17 protein-coding genes are annotated in these 16,744 nt (G+C 55.7%); 6 read left to right on the forward strand and 11 right to left on the reverse strand.

Going from position 1 to position 16,744, the window contains the following annotated elements; all coding sequences use genetic code 11:
• Positions 1-116 precede the first annotated feature (116 nt).
• Positions 117-374, forward strand: coding sequence for a hypothetical protein (locus tag O9H85_RS13860; protein ID WP_269882019.1), 258 nt, complete (start codon positions 117-119; stop codon positions 372-374).
• Between the two features lie 9 nt (positions 375-383).
• Here the strand turns inward: O9H85_RS13860 and O9H85_RS13865 are convergent, their stop codons facing one another.
• Together O9H85_RS13865 and O9H85_RS13870 are read right to left on the reverse strand one after the other, a co-directional pair.
• Positions 384-1,097, reverse strand: coding sequence for a FadR/GntR family transcriptional regulator (locus tag O9H85_RS13865; RefSeq protein WP_269882020.1), 714 nt, complete (start codon positions 1,095-1,097; stop codon positions 384-386).
• Between the two features lie 71 nt (positions 1,098-1,168).
• The gene (locus O9H85_RS13870) at positions 1,169-2,041 is read right to left on the reverse strand and encodes a helix-turn-helix transcriptional regulator (protein WP_269882021.1); all 873 of its coding nucleotides are present in this window, start codon (positions 2,039-2,041) and stop codon (positions 1,169-1,171) included.
• Between the two features lie 184 nt (positions 2,042-2,225).
• Here O9H85_RS13870 and O9H85_RS13875 point away from each other — a divergent pair, with 184 nt between their 5' ends.
• Both O9H85_RS13875 and O9H85_RS13880 read left to right on the forward strand, forming a co-directional pair.
• The gene (locus O9H85_RS13875) at positions 2,226-4,202 is read left to right on the forward strand and encodes a beta-galactosidase trimerization domain-containing protein (protein ID WP_269882022.1); all 1,977 of its coding nucleotides are present in this window, start codon (positions 2,226-2,228) and stop codon (positions 4,200-4,202) included.
• Positions 4,203-4,374: 172 nt separating this feature from the next.
• Entirely contained in the window at positions 4,375-5,463 is a 1,089-nt protein-coding gene (locus O9H85_RS13880) for a Gfo/Idh/MocA family protein (protein WP_269882023.1), read from the forward strand.
• Between the two features lie 54 nt (positions 5,464-5,517).
• Here the strand turns inward: O9H85_RS13880 and O9H85_RS13885 are convergent, their stop codons facing one another.
• Together O9H85_RS13885 and O9H85_RS13890 are read right to left on the reverse strand one after the other, a co-directional pair.
• A complete protein-coding gene (locus O9H85_RS13885; protein ID WP_269882024.1) occupies positions 5,518-6,465 on the reverse strand; it encodes an alpha/beta hydrolase in 948 nt (315 codons plus the stop codon).
• 533 nt (positions 6,466-6,998) lie between these two features.
• Entirely contained in the window at positions 6,999-7,301 is a 303-nt protein-coding gene (locus O9H85_RS13890; protein ID WP_269882025.1) for a YunC family protein, read from the reverse strand.
• A 217-nt stretch (positions 7,302-7,518) separates the two neighbouring features.
• Between O9H85_RS13890 and O9H85_RS13895 the strand changes: the two genes are divergently transcribed.
• Positions 7,519-8,028, forward strand: a complete 510-nt coding sequence (locus tag O9H85_RS13895) for a hypothetical protein (protein ID WP_269882026.1) — start codon at positions 7,519-7,521, stop codon at positions 8,026-8,028.
• 106 nt (positions 8,029-8,134) lie between these two features.
• Here O9H85_RS13895 and O9H85_RS13900 read toward each other — a convergent pair whose 3' ends face one another.
• The 4 genes from O9H85_RS13900 to O9H85_RS13915 all read right to left on the reverse strand — a co-directional run bounded on the left by O9H85_RS13900 (position 8,135) and on the right by O9H85_RS13915 (position 10,042).
• A complete protein-coding gene (locus O9H85_RS13900) occupies positions 8,135-8,371 on the reverse strand; it encodes a helix-turn-helix transcriptional regulator (protein WP_269882027.1) in 237 nt (78 codons plus the stop codon).
• Complete coding sequence (locus O9H85_RS13905) at positions 8,305-9,009, reverse strand: cupin domain-containing protein (RefSeq protein ID WP_269882028.1); 705 nt, start codon at positions 9,007-9,009, stop codon at positions 8,305-8,307. The genes O9H85_RS13900 and O9H85_RS13905 overlap by 67 nt, the downstream gene beginning before the upstream one ends.
• A 108-nt stretch (positions 9,010-9,117) precedes the next feature.
• Positions 9,118-9,495, reverse strand: a complete 378-nt coding sequence (locus O9H85_RS13910; protein WP_269882029.1) for a DUF423 domain-containing protein — start codon at positions 9,493-9,495, stop codon at positions 9,118-9,120.
• 247 nt (positions 9,496-9,742) lie between these two features.
• The gene (locus O9H85_RS13915; RefSeq protein WP_269882030.1) at positions 9,743-10,042 is read right to left on the reverse strand and encodes a hypothetical protein; all 300 of its coding nucleotides are present in this window, start codon (positions 10,040-10,042) and stop codon (positions 9,743-9,745) included.
• A gap of 192 nt (positions 10,043-10,234) precedes the next feature.
• Here O9H85_RS13915 and O9H85_RS13920 point away from each other — a divergent pair, with 192 nt between their 5' ends.
• A complete protein-coding gene (locus O9H85_RS13920) occupies positions 10,235-10,462 on the forward strand; it encodes a hypothetical protein (RefSeq protein ID WP_269882152.1) in 228 nt (75 codons plus the stop codon).
• A 238-nt stretch (positions 10,463-10,700) separates the two neighbouring features.
• On the opposite strand, the gene O9H85_RS13925 is transcribed toward O9H85_RS13920, so the two are convergent.
• The 3 genes from O9H85_RS13925 to O9H85_RS13935 form a co-directional block, all read right to left on the reverse strand.
• A complete protein-coding gene (locus tag O9H85_RS13925) occupies positions 10,701-13,007 on the reverse strand; it encodes a glycoside hydrolase family 95 protein (RefSeq protein WP_269882031.1) in 2,307 nt (768 codons plus the stop codon).
• A 117-nt stretch (positions 13,008-13,124) separates the two neighbouring features.
• Positions 13,125-14,282, reverse strand: coding sequence for a sensor histidine kinase (locus tag O9H85_RS13930; RefSeq protein ID WP_269882032.1), 1,158 nt, complete (start codon positions 14,280-14,282; stop codon positions 13,125-13,127).
• Between the two features lies 1 nt (position 14,283).
• Entirely contained in the window at positions 14,284-15,216 is a 933-nt protein-coding gene (locus O9H85_RS13935; protein WP_269882033.1) for an NAD(P)-dependent oxidoreductase, read from the reverse strand.
• A 510-nt stretch (positions 15,217-15,726) separates the two neighbouring features.
• Between O9H85_RS13935 and O9H85_RS13940 the strand changes: the two genes are divergently transcribed.
• Positions 15,727-16,401, forward strand: coding sequence for a helix-turn-helix domain-containing protein (locus tag O9H85_RS13940; RefSeq protein ID WP_269882153.1), 675 nt, complete (start codon positions 15,727-15,729; stop codon positions 16,399-16,401).
• Positions 16,402-16,744: the final 343 nt, after the last annotated feature.

The following is a 16,744-nucleotide window of genomic DNA, read 5'->3' on the forward strand; positions in this document are numbered from 1 at the left end:
TTATCAGGTTATCAGATAAGTTCGTTTTTGGGAAGAGTCTCCCGCAACCTTTTCACCGGAACAGGCGTCAGAAAGTACGGCATCTTCCAAATTTTATCAAAAGGAGCTAGATAGGCATGGGGAAGCTGGCGAACAAAATCGTGGGCGCGGTGTTCTTGCTGGCCGCAGGCATTCTCTATACGGCGGAACGAATGAATGCGCAAGAGCACGCCGCACTATCTGCGCTCAATTCGTCCACGGGCAGCGGCCACCCGTCTACCGCCATCTATCATGAAATCGTTCCGGAAAACAATCTGTTCGTTTGGCTCTTCCTGATCATCGGACTGGTCATGCTCGTCTTCAGCTTCCCTTCCGAACGCAGGCAGCCGCGTTAACAGCCGCCGCTATTTCTTAATGAACTTCACGAGCACCTGCTCGACATGGAATAAATGGCGTCGCATCGCTTCCTGCGCGGCAGCCGGATCCTGAGCCTCGATCGCCTCGAAGATCGCCCGATGCTCGAGCCACAGCCGGGTGGATACGGCCCGGTCTGCATACATTTGCAGCCGCCGCGTCTCATGGATCGCCGTCTGCATCTGGGCCGAGATCGATTCGATCATCCGGACGAGGATGGAGTTATGAGTCGCTTCGGCAAGAATCAAGTGAAATTCGATGTCGGAGCGTTCGCCTTCCGCTTCATCGCCGAGATGCGCTTCCATTCGGGCCAGAACCGCCTGAAATTTATCTACATCGTTCGCTGTCCGCTTCTCGGCCGCGAGCGCCGCATTGGAAATTTCCAGCGTCTTACGGGCTTCGATCAGCTCCAGCACCGTTTCTCGGCTCATCAGAAGCGCATTGAATTCCGGCAAGCCAACGTCACCGGATTCGATGCTTCGGACGTAGCTGCCTTCCCCCTGATGAATTTCCACAAGTCCCATCGCCTTCAAGGCGCTGAGCGCTTCGCGGACCGTCGACCGGCCCACCTGGTATCGTTCGGACAAGTCTTTGGTCGAGGGCAGCTTGTCCCCCGGCTTCAGCTGGCCGGCGGCGATCTGTTCTTTAATGCTGTCGGCGACCAGCTCATAAATTTTGCGGGGCTTGATTTTTTGAATGTCCAACGGGCATCCTCCTGCGTCATCCACGTTTTTGTTAACCTCATTATAACCGCTTTCCGCCGGATCACAATGCCTTAGACGAATCCGGCGGCCGACCGGCGGTAAGCTCCCGGCGTCACTCCGGCCGTCTGGCGGAATATCCGGATGAAATAGTTCACATCCGTGAAGCCCACCTGCTCCGCTACCTCCGTAAGCGGAAGACTCGTGCCGAGCAGCAGGCGCTTCGCCTCCTCCAGCCGCACATGATGATGGTACTGCAGCGGACTCATCCCGGTAAGCTTCCTGAGGCAGCGGGCCGCATAATCCGCATTGAAATGCAGCGCATCCGCTATTCGCTCCGCCGAATAAGGCTCGCGGTAATGCTCGTCCAGGTAACGCTTCACCCGCTCGGCTACCTGGTAAGACCGGCTCCCTTGGCGGGAGTCACGCAGTCCGGCCTGCAGAGCCGACAGCAGCCGGCCGAAGAGCAGCTGCTGGTCGACCGCATGCTCCATCGTAAGTCCGCCTCTTCGCTTCAGCATCTCCTCCAGCAACGGCCGGAGCGCCTGCAGATCGACGGCCCCCCGCTTAGGCAAATAAAGATATTGCTCCTCGGCCGACCAGTCGGAGTCCGTTCCTTCCCTGACCCGAACCGACCAGGCCACCTCCTTCTCCGTCATCCGGCCGCAGGCCGGGGCATGGCTGAAATGCACCCAGTAAATGAGTGTCGGCTCCGCACACGGCCGATGGCCGACATGCCGCTTGTCCGGCTCCAGCAGCAGCATCGTGCCCGGCAGAATCTCGTATTCGCGCTCTTCCTCCGTCATGTAGAGCGCTCCCGAACCGACAAGCAGCATATCGTAGACGGGAAACGCCCTTTCAAAATGCTGCATGCCCGGCGCCCATACCGAACGTCCGATCGTCAGAAATTGCGGCAGCGGCGGAATCGCCAGCTTCAGCACATCCACTCGGGCTCGCTCCTTCTTTCGTTTTTATTGATTCCATCATACCGCAATCCTATTGAAGCGTCATGTCCGAATTTGGTCGAAAATATGCTATTACGAGTCGTTTCCCGATATGGTACTAAAGCTGAATACGCTTTAATATGAAGCCAGGCGTTTTCTACTAATCCGCAAAGGAGTGTGAATCATTATGCGTTTCCGTCAAATTCATCTCGACTTTCATACCTCCGAGGCCATTCCCGGCATCGGCAGCCGATTCGACAAGTCCCAGTTCCAAAATATGCTGAAGGCCGGTCATGTCGACTCCATCACCGTCTTCTCCAAATGCCATCACGGCTGGGCCTACCATCCCTCCGAGGCTAACGAAATGCATCCGCACCTGCACTTTGATCTGCTGGGGGCCATGATCGAAGCGGCCCACGAAATCGATGTGAAGACACCGGTCTACTTGTCCGCCGGGCTCGATGAGAAGCTGGCTCGCCGCCATCCGGAATGGCTGATCCGCGACGCGAATGACAATACGAACTGGGTCGACGGCTTTATGAAGCCGGGATACCACCAATTTTGCCTGAATTCTCCGTATCTGGACGTGCTGATTCCGCAGATTGAGGAGGTCGTAAGAAATTACGACGCGGACGGTATCTTTCTCGATATTGTCGGCGTGCGGCTCTGCTACTGCCATACTTGCGTGAATGAGCTGCGCTCCGCAGGGGAGGATCCCCGCGATCCGGCCGCCGTTCTGGCGCTGGGCGAGCGCACCTACGCGAATTATACGCGCCGCGTCAGGGAAGCGATCGATGCGATCAAGCCGGGCTTGCCGGTATTCCATAACGGCGGGCACATTCGCCGCGGCCGCCGGGATTTGGCCGGCATGAATAGTCATCTGGAGCTGGAATCGCTGCCGACCGGAGGCTGGGGCTACGATCATTTCCCTCTATCCGCGCGCTACGCTCAAGGCCTGGGGATGCCATTCCTCGGCATGACCGGCAAATTCCATACGACGTGGGGCGAGTTCGGCGGGTACAAGCATCCGAATGCGCTGCGGTACGAGACGGCCCTCAGCCTGGCGAACGGCGCGCGCTGCTCGGTCGGCGATCAGCTGCATCCGGAAGGATACATGGATGAGGCTACGTACCGGCTCATCGGCTTGGCCTACCGCGAGGTGGAAGCGAAGGAAGCTTGGTGCAGGGATGCGAAGAACGTGGCCGACGTCGCGCTGCTGAGCGTGGAAGCCGCCGTTTCCGGCAAAGCGGAGAACCGGGTGGACCGGACCGGCACGTCCGATGCGGGGGCGGTACGGATGCTTTTGGAAGGCAAGGTTCTGTTCGACGTCGTTGACCTGGAGGGCGATTTCGCCCCCTACAAGGTGCTGATTCTCCCGGACCAAATTGCGGTATCGGACGGTCTGGCCGCCAAGCTTGAAGCCTACGCCGCGCAAGGAGGCAAGCTGCTCGTTACCGGACACTCCGGGCTGAACGAGGACGGTACGGCTTTTGCCGTCGATCTGGGCATTCGATATACCGGCGAGAGCCCTTATAAACCGGAATATTTCCGGCCCGCCTTCGAGCTTCCATCCCTGAGCAGCGCCGCGTTCGTCTTTTATTCCCAAGGATGTCTCGTGGAAGCATCGGGGGCCCGGATACTCGGAAGCCGCGAATTCCCTTATTTCAACCGGGACGTATTCACCTTTAGCTCCCACCAGCATACGCCGAACCGGCCGGAGAATGCGGGACCCGGCATGACCGAGCATCCGAACGGCATTTACATCGCTTGGAACGTATTCGAGGATTATGCCGTAAAAGGCAGCCTGGCGCTGAAGGAATCCGTCCTCTATGCGCTGAACCGGCTGCTGGGAGACCGCCGCACGCTTCAGACCAATCTTGCGGCGCAAGGGATCGTCACCCTCGCGAAGCAGCAGGCGGAGAACCGCTACGTCCAGCATCTGCTCTATGCTTCCCCGGTGAAGCGCGGCAGCGGCGTCGAGGTGATCGAGGATCTGCTGCCCGTGCTGGATACGGAAGTGCAGCTCGTGGTCCCCGAGCACATTACGCGGGCTTATCTTGCTCCGCAAGGCACGGAGCTTCCTTTCACCCGGCAGGATGGCTTGGTGACGTATACCGTCCCCCGTTTTGAATGCCACCAGATGGTCGTGCTTGAATTCGATTAACCGGAAGCTCTTTCGGCTCCGCCTCCGCGGATGTCGCCATTTCGCACCCGGCCCGTCGCCTCTTTGCATTACGGGAACCGGTTCCCTCTTGTATAATAGCGGCATAAAGCAAGAGGCAAGCGTATGAACATCCCTCCGTGAAGAACGGCGGGAACCGGGAGGAGCTATGATCATGTCATCAAACGTTCGAATCGGAATTATCGGAAGCGGCGGTATCGCCAGGCAGCACGCCAAAGCCTACAAGAACATACCGGGCGTCGAGCTTGTCGCCGTAGCCGACGTCGTGCCGGGCAGAGCTCAGCAGTTTGTGGCGGCGCAGGAGCTGGAAGGGACGCTAGCCTTCGAGGATCACCGCGAGCTGCTGGAGCTGGAGCTCGACGGCGTCAGCGTCTGCACGCCGAACATCGCGCATCACCGCACAAGCATCGATTCGCTGGAAGCGGGCAAGCACGTGCTGGTTGAGAAGCCGCTCGCCGTGACGCTGCAGCAGGGCGTCGAGATGGTTCAAGCCGCCAAGAAAACGGGCAAAATGCTCTCGGTCGGCTTCCAGCCGCGCTACGACCCGAATATGATCGCCGTTAAAAATCTGGTGCAGTCGGGCCAGCTCGGCAAAGTATACTATGTGGAAACGGGCGGAGGACGGCGCCGCGGCATGCCGGGCGGTACCTTCATCCGCAAGGAGCTGGCCGGCGCCGGAGCGATCGCCGACATCGGCTGCTATTCGCTGGACATGGCCTTGAACGCGCTCGGCTATCCGAAGCCGCTGACGGTCTCGGCGTTCACGTCGAATCATTTTGGTACGAATCCGTTATATCACAAGGAAGCGGAAGCTTTTGTAGTCGAGGATTTCGGGGTGGCTCTCATCCGGCTCGAGGGAAATTTGACGCTCAATTTCAAAATTTCGTGGGCGATGCACATGGATACCCTTGGAGCGACAATGTTTCTGGGTACCGACGGAGGACTTAAAGTAACAACGCCGAACACCGGGAGTCCGTGGAACGGGGTGTGGGACGGAGGCATCGGCTCGATCTCGCTGTTCCATGACGATAACGGGCAGCATATCGAAAAGCCGATTCCGGTCCAGGAGCATCAAATCGACCGCTTTTTCGAGAAGATCAACGATTTTGTCCGCGCCATCCGGGAAGGCGGGGCCGCTCCGATTCCGGGCGAGCAGATTCTGATCAACCAAGCGATCATCGACGGAATTCTCCGCTCCTCCGCCACCGGCCGCGAGGTCGATATCGAGATACCGGCCGTTTAAACATGGTGCAGACTGCCAAGGGCATCCTCGGCAGTCTATTTTTTTTGCCAACGCTTACTTCTCCCCGCAGCCGAGCACCCTCGCGTGAAGCCAATCGATAATATCCTGCATCACTTCTTCCCGGTTCGTTTCGTTCAGCATCTCATGCCTTCCTCCCGGGTACAGCTTCACCGTAACCTGCTCGAGTCCCAGCTTCGCGTACATGCATGCCAGCTGGCGGATCCCTTTGCCGTAATGCCCTACCGGGTCCTCATCTCCCGACAATATAAAAACGGGCAGCCGCTTAGGAATGTGCGCCAAATGCTCCGGCTTATGAATTTCCAATAAACCGCAGAAGAAATCTTGAAAAAAACCGGTGCTGAAAATCGCGCCGCAATATTCGTCAGCTATGTATTTATCCACTTCCGCCTCATCGCGGCTGAGCCAGTCGAACGGTGTGCGTACCGGCTTAATCCGCCGGTTGTACGTTCCAAAGGTAAGGCCGTTGAGCAGCAGGCTGCGGTGATCCTCTCCGCGGCGGCGGACTTCCAGCTTGGCAAGGGCGTGTCCGATCTTCAGCATGAAGCCCTCCCGTCCGTTCGAGCCGGATAGCACCACACCTTCGATTTTGCATGGATAACGGTACATATACTGCTGGGCAATGAAGGAACCCATGCTGTGTCCGAGCAAAAAGACGGGCAGGCCGGGATGACGTTCCGCAATCCGGTCGGTCAAATTAGCCATATGGTCGGTCATTCGGGTAAAGCATCCCTGGGCAAAGAGGCCGAGCTTCTCTACGCAGCCCGCCGTCTGGCCGTGCCCTAAATGATCGTTGGCGTATACCGTGAAGCCGGCATCGACCAACCGCTGCGCAAAACGCTCATAACGCGCCGCCGTTTCGGCCATTCCATGGGCAATTTGCACCGCGCCCAGAAGCCTGCTGTCGCTGACCGCCGGCTGCCAGTTATATACGTAAACCACCTGCCCCTCTCCATCCCGAATTGTAAACGTCTCCTTATGCAATCCGGACTCCCCCTTGCTCGCAACCCTAATTGTAATCCTATTTTACTCCTTTTGGCAGGAATAAAACCATCCCGCCGATCCGGCCGCCAGGATAAACGGCTACGCCGTCCTTGTCTTACAAGGACCAGCGCGTTTACCAAGGTTGATGCGAAGCTATAAGCTACGAAAACTTATAAATTCTTATCAACCCAGGATAAACGGCTACGCCGTCTTTGACTTACATGGACCAGCGCGTTTACCAAGGTTGATGCGAAGCTATAAGCTACGAAAACTTATAAATTCTTATCAACCCAGGATAAACGGTTACGCCGTCCTTGTCTTACAAGGACCAGCGCGTTTACCAAGGTTGATGCGAAGCTATAAGCTACGAAAACTTATAAATTCTTATCAACCCAGGATAAACGGCTACGCCGTCCTTGACTTACATGGACCAGCGCGTTTACCAAGGTTGATGCGAAGCTATAAGTTACGAAAACTTATAAATTCTTATCAACCGAAAAAAGGCCGCCGCGTCGCACGCGGCAGCCTTCGTTTCAGAACATGAGTAATACCGCATCCTTGCCCTTCATTCCGGGAACGATCCCGAGCGCCTCCGCCTCGATAGTAACGGACTCCAGCGGCGCCTCAAGCAGCTCCTCAATCGTCCGCACCCCCGTCGCCCGCGCGGCGATGATTCCCCGATCCTTCAGCCGTTCGTTCAGCAGCGCCACGTCGAGCGCGCCGCACATGATATACCCTCTATCCGTCGTTACGGCCAGCAATGTCGTCTTGGGCAGCTTGACTTCGACAGCCAATGCCGTCCGGCCGCTCAGCTCAACCGGTTCCATGCGCATCATGACCAAGCATCCTCCTTCAACCCGCGTATGCTTCACTATATGTTGCCTCGGCTTGCCCGGCTACTCGCGCTTGAAATAAAAGAAAGGCTGTTCGGCTGCGCAGCTTCAATATTAAGGGACTTTTATCCTAATCCATATTGGGATTAACCTATGTTTCAGCTTGCAAAAGTGGTATAGTTAAGATCGCAGCTCATTATCGAACAAGGAGGCACCGCCTGTGGCAGACAATACGCAAAAACGCAAGTTTTTGTTTAACGTAGACATCATGATAGAAGAAGATACCAATGGGCGGGCACTGGAGGCGCTGCTTCATCTTTTGAATGCGGGGACGGTCGAGGACTACCAGATCAAGCAAGGCATCGAGCTCGGCAAGAAAATAGCGCGGGAGCAGGAGCAAGCGTCGGACATCCCCATCGCGAAGACTGACTCCAGGAGCTCCAAAACCAAGGCCGTCTCCTCCGCCGCCAGCGGCAGGCCGCAAGCCGACAACGGGACGGCGAACGCCGGCGGCCCGTATCAATCGGTATGGGAGAAATTCCTCCATTATCAACAGAACAACACCTTGATCCGGCTTAGCGTTGTCAAAGGCAAAGGAGTTAAGCTCAGCCTGCCCTGCCGCATTCTGAACACCGACGAGAGCACCGGCAACGTGACGGTATATCATGTGGACGAGAAGAAGGTTTATTTGTTCCAAATCAATGAAATCGACGATTTCGAGGTCGGGTAACAAGCCGTCCCCCTCATCGGTACGATCAAACCTCCATTAACGCGTTGAACGCGTTAATGGAGGTTTCTTGTTGAATGGACGCTGCATGACCGCCCTAACCGCCCCGTCAGGCGTTCCGCATCCGTCTGCGGTATTGGGAGGGGCTAACACCAAGCCGCTTGCGGAACACGGTGCTGAAGTGGGCCCCGTTCGGCATGCCCACCTGCTCGGCGATGGCACAGACGGGCAGCTCGGTCGTAGCAAGAAGGAGCGCGGCCGCCTTCACCCTTCGAGCCGTCAGCTCATCGCGAATGCTGCTGCCGGTAGCTTTGCGGAACAAATGGCATAGATGATAGGTGGACAAATGCAGCTCTCTTTAGCAAGCGCTTCCAAATGAAAATGCTCCGAATAATGCTCTTCGATCCAGCTCATAATTTTCTCGGCTTCATGGGCCTTCCGCTGTGCCGGAGCCAGCCTTCCGGTCCCTCCCGTCTCCGCATGACTCTCCAACCACTGAAGGAGGGTCAGCAGGAATGCCATGCCGCGCTCGGGATGCTCCTGATCGACCAGCCTTCGCCAATCGGCCTTGATTTGCTCATACAGCGCGACAAGTACGTTACTCTGCGGGTTTGTATCAAATACGGGAGAAGCGAGTTTGCCCTGCCATAAATGGCGAAAAAAGCGCTGCAGCCGCGGAAATCCGTTCAAATAACGGTCAGCGGCAAGGGGATCGAATATCAGGATATACCGCTCGTATTTCCGCTCCTCGCTGGCCTCGATTATCAAGTGATGATGCTGGTAAGGCTGGAAGCATAACAACATTCCCGGGGCGATCGCATAAGCCTGACGATCCACGATGATTTGTCCTTGGCCTTGTACGATAAATAGCAGCTCCATCCCCGGATGGGCATGGCTTTTCTCGTACGGCTCCGCCACCGCTTGCTTATGAACGAACAGATGAATCGGTTTGGCTTGCAGATTGACATCATGAGATAGCAGCACATTAGTCACCTCCATAACCAAGAAGGAGGGGCGGATTTCACCCCTCCCTGCCATTGTAGCGCTTCGGCAACGAGAACGATATGGGGAATTTTGGGGTCGGCTATGGTTTTATTTGGATGGCTGTTTCATGGCAAGGGCGAACGACAACCAGCCGAACAGGAAGGCTACGCCGCCGAACGGGGTAATGGCGCCCAGCATTTTCACGCCGGTCAAGCTCAGGATGTACAGACTTCCCGAGAACAAAACGATGCCTGCCAGCATCGACCAGCCTGCCCGCCGAAGGTGGACGCTCCCCTTCAAATGTCCGGATGCCAGTCCGATGCCGATGAGACCGAGGGAATGCATCATTTGATACTGTACCCCGGTTTGATAATCCGCGAGCAGTTCGGGCGTCAGGATACTTTTTAGCATATGGGCGCCGAAAGCCCCCAAAGCAACGGATAAAAATCCGCATATGGCTCCGATCGTAATAAAGGTTCTGTTCATAACTTAGTCCCCCTTGACTTATAGGCCGGTTCGGCCGGTTCGATATAATCATATAGCATTTACGCGGGCCGGACAAATCCGGAATAACCAGCTACGCTATCCTTAACTTACGAGGACCGGCGCGTTGATCAAGTTTGATGCGAAGCCACAGGTTACGACAACGTACAAATTCTTATTAACGAACAAAATAAGTCCGGCCTCACACAGCTCATCGTCTGCGGCGGCCGGACCGGATGCCTTGCATGCATTAGATTTGGCCGATATCGTGCTGGCCGATGATCAAAGTAACCGGTTCCAGGAATACCCGGGTTGCGACCGGTTCGGTGATCAGATCAATCTCGATATCGGTAATTTTGGAGCGCTTCCGCTTGCCTTCCCGGCGATCATAAACGACCTCAAATTCCTTGAGCCCCAGCTCATAAGTGACTACGGAAGAGCCGACAGTCCACAGCGTGGAATCATATTCCCCATGCTCGAACAATACCTCGGCCATAATCTCTTCGTTCATATCTACGATAGACACCTTCTGGCAAATTAAATATTTCATTGTCCTTCTCCTCCCTTCCTCCATTACTTTCCACATTCGACGTAATGCGTCAAAATTCCTGCTGGAATCCCGGGAGGATCTAGGCCGATCTTCACAAAGGACAGCTTGACGAAAATAATGGCCATAGCGGATCGCAGGCCCGTAGCAAACCGGGCGCAGCCTTCATACTATGCATCATCCAAGCTGCAGGAGATGAGCAACGTGAACAAAGGCAAAGCCGCAAGCAACAAAGCCAAAAAGAAAACGCCGGTCTCTTCCGTGGATAAGAACCAGTTCAATATGAAAGTCGTAACCTCCGACGTGTGCGCCCGCTGCCGCAAATGCGAGCGCGGACTCCGTTATTTGGAAAGAATGTCGCAGCCCGGCGCGATCGGAAAAGGCGTCCCATGCATCCTCACCAAGGGCAAAGCCTACGGTTAAGCGCGAAGGACAAGGGCCCGCACGTCAGGTGCGGGCCCTCTTCTCATGCAAGCCAAACGCGCATCAGCCTTATTTTTTTGAACATGTACAGCCCTGTCTTCGAGTAATATCAACGAGATCTATTAGGAGGCAGCTTCTTGAAAAATAGGTTGTCGCTAAAAAAAAAGCAGCCCGCTTAAGGCTGCTTTGGATTCGTTGCCCGCTTTCCGATGGGTTGAAACTGGGGCGAGCTATTTTTTTAGCTGAGTTGATATACCGCTCCGGCTTCCGCTGCGAACACCTGAAGGCTGTCTTCGTACCTGACGGCAATCGGCTCTCCCGACCGCGTCACGATAAGCGGCCTATCCGACCTCAATCGGCACGGGCCGTCTTGAGCCGCAGCAAGCTCCGCATGCTTGAGCATTCCGTTCTCCCACCGGATATCGACGGTATAGCCTCCTCTAGCCCGCAATCCTGTGACTTCGCCGTTGGACCATGCTTTCGGCAGGGCAGGCAGCAAGGCAAGCTCCCCCGCATGGGATTGCAGCAGCATTTCGGCGATGCCGGCGGTGCCTCCGAAATTGCCATCGATTTGGAAAGGTGGGTGGTTGTCGAACAGATTCGGATAAGTGGATTTCGCCAGCAGCTGGCGCACGTTCTCATAGGCCTGCTCCCCGTCGGCAAGCCTTGCCCAGAAGTTGATAATCCACGCCCGGCTCCAGCCGGTATGGCCTCCCCCGTTCGAGAGCCTCCGCCGCAGGGTAGCCTTTGCCGCTTCTGCGAGCTCCGGAGTACGGTAATTATGAATCTGCTCCCCCGGATGCAGCGCGAACAGCTGCGAGATATGGCGGTGCCCCGGATCCGCTTCGTCATAATCCTCCAGCCACTCCATGATCTGCCCGTGCTTCCCGACGGTAATGCCTGGAAGCCGGGACAGCGCCTCCTCCAAACGGCTGCGGAACGGCTCATCCTTCTCCAGCTTCCGCGAGGCTTCGATGCAGGCATGGAACAGCTCGCGCACAATTTGGATATCCATTGCCGGCGCCATGCAAATATTACCCTTCGTTCCGTTCGGGAGAATGAATTTATTCTCCGGCGACATGGAAGGACCGGTCAAAAGCCGTCCTTTGGCATCGCTGGTCATATAGTTGATCAGGAACAATGCGGCTTCCTTCAGAATCGGATATGCGCGCTCACGCAGGAACGTCAGGTCCCCGCCGAACCGGTAGTGTTCCCATAGGTGAAGCGACAGCCAGGCCGCACCCATCGGCCAGATGGAAGCGCTCACCAGAATGCCTTCGACGTGCGTGTCTCCCCATAGGTTCGTATTATGATGGGCGACGAAGCCTTCGCAGTCGTACACCTCTTGCGCCGTCACGCGGCCGTTAGGCAGCATCCGCTCGATAAGCTCGAACAATGGCTCATGGCACTCCTGGAGATTGCACACTTCCGTCGGCCAATAGTTCATTTCCGTATTGATGTTGATCGTGTATTTGGATTCCCAAGGCGGCGTATAGCTATCGTTCCAGATTCCCTGGAGCGTAGCGGCCAGTGATCCCGGTCTGGAGCACGACAAGAGCAAATAACGTCCGAATTGAAAATACAGCGAGATCAGCCCCGCATCTTCGCCGCCCGCTTGAACACGTTCCAGACGCTCGTTCGTCGGCAGCTGCTCTAGTTCACCGCCTGTCGTGCCATCCCCCAAGCGGAGACAAACTCGCTGAAACTGCGCTTGGTATTCCCGGATATGGGCCTGCTTCAGCTGTTCATAAGACTGCGCGGCAGCGGCTTCCACTTGACCCTTGCAAACCGCCTCCGGCTCCTCGCTGCGGAATGTCGTGCCGGCAGCCAGCAGCAGCGTTACGCTGTCGGCTTTGTCCACCGAGATAAAGTCCCCTATCGTCTGCACGCTCCCGCCTTCCGCCACGGCCTTCAGCACTGCGCTGAATTTCACACCGTCCGTCCCGCTCTCGCCCTGCATAACGATCGTATCTTCACCGTCCTTGCGGCTGCCTCCGTCGAACGGCCGGCGCATCAGATGCGCGGCGAACGTCAATTTTGCCGGCTTGTCCGCCTTGAACCGAACGGCCAGCACCTGGTCCAGTGCGCTGCTGAAGTATTCCCGCTTGTAACGGACTCCGCCGATCGTATAGCTGATCGAGGCAACGGCCGTGTCCAGATCAAGCTCCTTATAATAGTCCTCCGGTGTTTCATCTTGGCCCAGGAAATAAATCAACAGGTCCCCGAGCGGCTGGTACGGATGCAGATACTTGGGCGCAGACATCAGAGACATCCGCGTCAAATGCTCGGCCTCCTGCTGCTTGCCTTCAAAGAGAAGACGACGGATTTCGGGTATGTACGACTTCGCTTCGTGCGAATTCCCCCGTACGGGACCTCCGTACCATACCGTATCTTCATTCAGCTGTATTTTCTCCTGGGCGACCGTTCCGAAGATCATTCCGCCGAGACGGCCGTTGCCGACCGGCAGCGCTTCGTTCCATTTCTTGGCCGGTTCCCTATACCATAATTTCAAGCCGTTCTCCGTATGTCCTTTTTTATCCGTCACAGGCCCTAAGCCTCCCCTTCCAAATTATGCACTTACATGAAGCCACTTCAATTGTAGGGGAAAGCCGGGACGATCAACATGGTTTTTCTTAAGGTGAATTTGGACAATGTTAAGATGTTACGTCGGCTCGATTTCGAAGCTCAGCTGAAAGGAAGTCCGTTCCGGACTCGTGTGAAACGCGATTTCCCCCCCATTTTTATGCATTATCGTTTTGCAAATGGCGAGCCCCAGGCCTGTACCCTCTTCCTTATCGGTAACGAACGGCTCAAAGAGCTTCTGTCTGATCTCCGGCGGGATGGAAGGCCCGTTGTTGGAAATGTCGATGATGTAGCGCTCCTCGTCGCGAAAAGCGTGAATATTCATTTCCTTCTCGTATTTCACGGGAAGCAGCGCGTCCAGACCGTTATTGATAATATTGGCGATCACCTGCTGGACGGCTACTTTTTGCACACTGAGCCCGACATCCTCCCCGATGAGCAAGGACAACCGTACATTCTCGCTTAATAATCTCGGATTGAGCAAGGAAATGACGGACTCGAGCAAATGCTTGGAAGCCATGGTGACCCGCGGCTCCTCAATGACCCTTCGCTTGGAAAAGCTGAGAAACCCGGTAATTTGCATATGGATGTTCTCGAACTCATTCTCGATGAGCCGCAAATACGTTCGGACCTTCCCCGAGGTGCCCTCCGGCAGCTGCTCGCCGACCAGCTTGAGGAAGCCTTTGATCGAGGTCAGCGGATTGCGGATTTCATGGGCCATGCTGGCGGCCATCTTGCCGATCAGATTGAGCCGGTCGTCATGCAGCTGGTTCAGCGCTTTTTCCTTGTCGATCAGCTTGCTGCTGCTCAGCTCGTTGTAGCCTTGACAGACCAGCTCGAGAAACATGTCGATCCGGCGGTCCGCCGCCATCCAGAGGGAAAGATCCGGAGACTCGTCCGGTCCGGACTGGCGGAGCACCTGGTGCATCGCTTGCCGCCAGCAGCAGCTGCTTCTTACCAAATGCGATAAGGGCGTTTCCCTCTCTACGAGATGGCTGCACCAACGGGGCAGAAGATCCAGCACCGGATGGCTCTCAGCCGGCTGGTCGAGATCGGTCGTAAATTGAAAGTAAAGCTCTGCGGAGCGGATCAGCTCCGTTTTGGAATATTGATCGGGGAACGCCTCGATAAGCATGTCCGCCCATGTTTGCATGATGGTATCCTTGTTCTGCCTTAAATAGCGGAGCCCATTCTCCCATGTGTCCATAGCCGGCTTCTTCGCTCCTCCGCACAGCATGTTAAGATTTCTCCGCCGAATTCCCGATGAGCGTACCGGTCCAGGTCTCATAGCATTTGGCCACGGCGCTCATATCCTCCGCTCCCCATCCGCTGTTGCAGGCGATCTGGAACATTTGTTTCACAGACGCGAGCACGGGAACCGGCACCTGAAGCGATTCCGCCAGCCGTTCGGCCAGCTTCAGGTCCTTGTGCATGAGCTGCGTCATGAATTGCGCTGAGAAATCACGGTTCACGATCTTAGGCCCCTTCATCTCCGCCATGCCGCTCCGTGCTCCTCCTCCGGCAACCACCTCCAGGAACAGCTCCGGATCTTCTCCGGCCTGACGGATCATCATGAGGCTCTCGGACAATGCCATCAAATTGGCGGCCACCAGCATATTGTTCGCAAGCTTGGCGTTCGTCCCCGCGCCGCTGGCCCCCATGTATACGGCCTTCTTGCCCATCTTGTCAAACAGCGGCAAGCACTGTTCGTACGCTTCCTTCGGGCCTCCGACGATGAAGGTCAGTACGCCTTCGATGGCTTGAGGCTCGCTTCCGGTTACCGGGGCATCCAGCATGCGGACTCCGTACCCGGCAAGAATCTCGGCCAGCTTCTTGCTCGTCACCGGCGAGATCGTGCTGCAATCTGCGACGATGCGCGGTTTTCGGGCGGCCCCGTCTCCCTCGTCTACGGCTTTGCAGGCTGCCGCGATGCCTTCGGCTCCGAGATAAACCTCCTCCACGGCCGCATCGTCCGTCAGCATCGTGAACACGATATCCGATTGCTGCGCCACTTCCAGCGGCGACTCCGCAATGCGGACCGGAGCCGCTCCTTGCCAGCCTTCGGCTTTGCTTCGGCTGCGGTTATATACCGAAAGGGTGTACCCCGCCCGATGCAAATGCTCCGCCATCGGTCTTCCCATCGTGCCAAGTCCGATAAATCCGATATTCATCTTATCGCTTCCTCCTTTAGGGGTTTCTAAAAATATCTTACTTCACTCTGGTAGGTTCACTCAAGTAAAGATGCGAGGCGGCCATGGCGCCGGTTGTTCCATTGCGCGGCGTTGCGGTAAGTTGTGAGCCTCCGGGCGCTGCTAACGAAGCCGGGGGGGCACTTCAGGCGGCTTTTCTGCCGCTGCCGGGAGTTTAGTGAACCAGGGTTCATTACAAGTGAGCCTGGGTTCACTAAACTCAGCTATTGCACGTCACAACGGATGACCGTGAACCTTCAAGCGCTGTTAGTGAACCCGGCTTCATTTATCAAACCAAACATTTGGTATTATATACCATTTTTAACTTATTTCCCTACCTACCGTGAAAAAAAAGGCACAAAAAGGTATTGAATTTTCCATAATTAACCTTTTCAATATAGAAAATCAACACTCGGAGTGAAGCACACCCCGTATACAGGTAGCGCCTGTAAGCGGGGTTTTTGCTTTCTCGTATAGGAGGTCGTCCGGTTGATGCATCCGCAAGTGCAACAGTTCGTCGAGCAGTTTCAGCGCGAAGCCATTCAGAACGGCTCTTTCCGGCAGAAACTGGGGAGAGCGGAACTGCTGTTTTTAGAGGAGATTTGGGGTCCCGAGTTTCAGTACAAATTCGAAGGCTTGAAGGCCGAATACCCTTTCAAGGATTTGAAGGGCGGGCAGCGCTTTGCCGATTTTGTATATATACGGAACGGACTGCGTCTTGTGATAGAGATTGATGGCTTCACAACGCATGCGCGAGATATCTCTCCTGCCGACTTCGACGACCATCTGGCGCGTCAAAATGACCTTATGCTTTCCAGATGGCTGGTGCTCCGTTTTTCAGCGCATCAGGTCGAAAGACGCCCACATGTGTGCAGGCGTCAGCTCAAGCAAGCGATCGGGCATGGGTACTCGCTGACCCAGTCCGACCTTGCACCTGAAGATGCGAATATGTGGAAACTCCGCAAGCAGCTTGTGATCCAACTGGCTTTGCGCCAGCAAGGAAAATTGCGCCCATGGGAGGTCGCCTCCGCATTCCGAATCAGCAGCCGGTCCGCCTCAAAATGGCTGAAGCGATTTTCAACGGAAGGCGACTTTTCGCCAGCCGCAGAGGGAGTGCGCACGAAACTATACCGTTTAAACCATTATCCCGACAGCCAACATTCGTAAATATTGTACGCGAGCTCACCCTTCCTATAGAGGAAGCCGTGTAAAATGAACATTAGTATCGCCGGATTGTAACAACATACAAATAGCGTTGCACAAAAATGATCGTTCGAGAACGCAATCGACCAGTCTGGACTAGCCTGTCCGTGCCCGCCCGGGCTTTGTGGCGTCACAGCCTTTTTGTCCGCTATAAAAAAGCTGGCAACCCAACACCTTTAAGTGGCAGCCTGTAAAGGAAAGCATTTGATAGGTTTAATCTGGTGCGCAAAAATAGCTGACTACGTACTAAAAGTTGCAGGTTTCGCTCACTCACGGTACGTGTTGCGGAGCATTGGCGGTGGTCAGA

The organism is Paenibacillus gyeongsangnamensis (genome assembly GCF_027533625.1).
In the GTDB taxonomy this organism is placed as follows: Bacteria; Bacillota; Bacilli; order Paenibacillales; family NBRC-103111; genus Paenibacillus_G; species Paenibacillus_G gyeongsangnamensis.